General features: G+C 71.5%; 2 protein-coding genes. Both read left to right on the plus strand.

Going from position 1 to position 1,809, the window contains the following annotated elements; genetic code table 11:
- Positions 1-1,275, plus strand: a 1,275-nt coding sequence (locus tag AC07DW_RS34295; RefSeq protein WP_478861501.1) for a transposase, incomplete at its 5' end; no start/stop codon positions are given.
- A partial coding sequence (locus AC07DW_RS34300) for an AAA family ATPase (RefSeq protein WP_478861502.1) occupies positions 1,272-1,809 on the plus strand: 538 nt, incomplete at its 3' end. The genes AC07DW_RS34295 and AC07DW_RS34300, both read left to right, overlap by 4 nt.

Consider the following 1,809-nt stretch of genomic DNA (forward strand, 5'->3'; position numbering starts at 1 on the left):
CGTGATCTGACGCCGGGGGAGCGGGCTGGACTTGCCGGTGGGGAGCGGGCGGCGCGCAAGCACGATGTGTTCCTGGCCCGGCCGCGGGGCTGGCGCAATCAGGTGTGGGAGACCGACCACGTCCAGGCCCCGGTGCTGGTCGATGTCGAGGGCAGGGCCCGCAGGCCGTGGATCACCTGGTTCACCGACTGCGCCACCAACGCGATCACCGGCGTCGCCGTGACGCCGGCGCATCCGTCGCGGGAGTCGGTGCTGGCCGCGCTGCGCTCCGCGGTCCTGCGCGAGGACCCCTACGGCCCGTTCGGCGGCCTGCCCGAGAAAGTGCGAGTCGACCGCGGCAAGGACTTCCTGTCCAGGACGGTGACCGCCGCGTTCGATCTCCTGGACGTGACGGTGGAGGACCTGCCCGCCTACACCCCGCACCTCAAGGGCACCGTGGAGGGCCTGAACCGGTCGGTGGAGAGCATGTTCCTGGCCGCGCTGCCCGGCTACGCCCGCCAGCCGCGCCCCGGCAAACGGCCTTCCCGCCCGAAGGACGAGGTACTGCTCGGCTTCGAGGACTTCACCGCCCGGCTGCTCGCCTGGGCGCTGTGGTGGAACACCGAACACCAGCCCGCGCCGTTGCGGGGCAGGACTCCGCTTGAGGCGTGGCAGGACGATCCCACCCCGCTACGGGACGTGGCCGCGGCGGATCTGTGGACGTTCACCCTGGAGGACGCCGGCACCCGCACGCTGACGACCCGCGGTATCCGCTTCAGGAAACGTGACTATGTGGGGCCGTGGATGACCGGTCAGTCCGGGATCCAGGTCCGGGTCCGCTTCATGCCCCACCACGACCACCGCATCGAGGTCTACCACGCGGCCACCGGCCGCTACCTCGGTCCTGCGGACCTGGCCGACCAGGCAACCGAGGAACAGGTCAGCGCTGTGCGACGGGCACGGGCCGCCCGCGCCCGCCGCCTGAAGAAGGACCTGGAGGGCTCACAGCGCGAGCGCTACGCAGCCGTGAACCAGCCCGAGGCCCCCCAGCGGCTCGGCACCCTGACCACCGCGCAGGCCGAGGCCGAGCTCTCCCAGGCCGCTGGCGCCGACCTGTCCGATCTGGCGATGCCGGACCTCATCCCGCCCGCCGCGCCCCCAGCCGACTGGCGCACCCCGCCATCCCTCGTCACCCGGACCGCGCCCGGCCAGCCTGCTTCCGTCCCATCCGAACCTCCCCCCGGGCGTGTGCCCGGATCGACTGCTCAGACCACTGAAGACGGAGACGCCTCGTGACCGCGGCCACCTACCAGTACGTCGACCTGCCCGACGCCTCCGTGGTCACCACCCGCGCCCTGCTCACCGCGCGGGAGAACATCGGCGATACGGTCGCTGCCCGCGCGATGATGTGTATCCACGGCGGCGCCGGCTTCGGCAAGACGCTCGCCGTCAACACCTGCTTGCGTGAACTTGAACCCGGCGAGGACGTCCGCAAGATCACCTTCCGGGCCCGTCCCACCGCCCGAGCGGTGCGCTACGAGCTGTTCACCGCGCTCGACCTGGCTGGCGAGCCGCCGCGCCACCCCAGCGAATTCGACCGTCTGCTCAAGACCGCCCTGGCCGAGCGCCCCCGCACCTTCCTCGTCGACGAGGCCCAGTGGCTCAACGGGGAGGCGTTCGAGTACTTCCGCTACCTGTGGGACGAGCCCTCCACCCAGCTGGCGATCATCTTCGACGGTGGCGCGGGCTGCCACACCGTGCTGCGCCGCGAACCGATGCTCTCCTCCCGCATCTTCATCTGGCAGCACTTCACCCGCCTCACCCCCGACG

This window comes from Streptomyces sp. NPDC045701 (assembly GCF_056432045.1).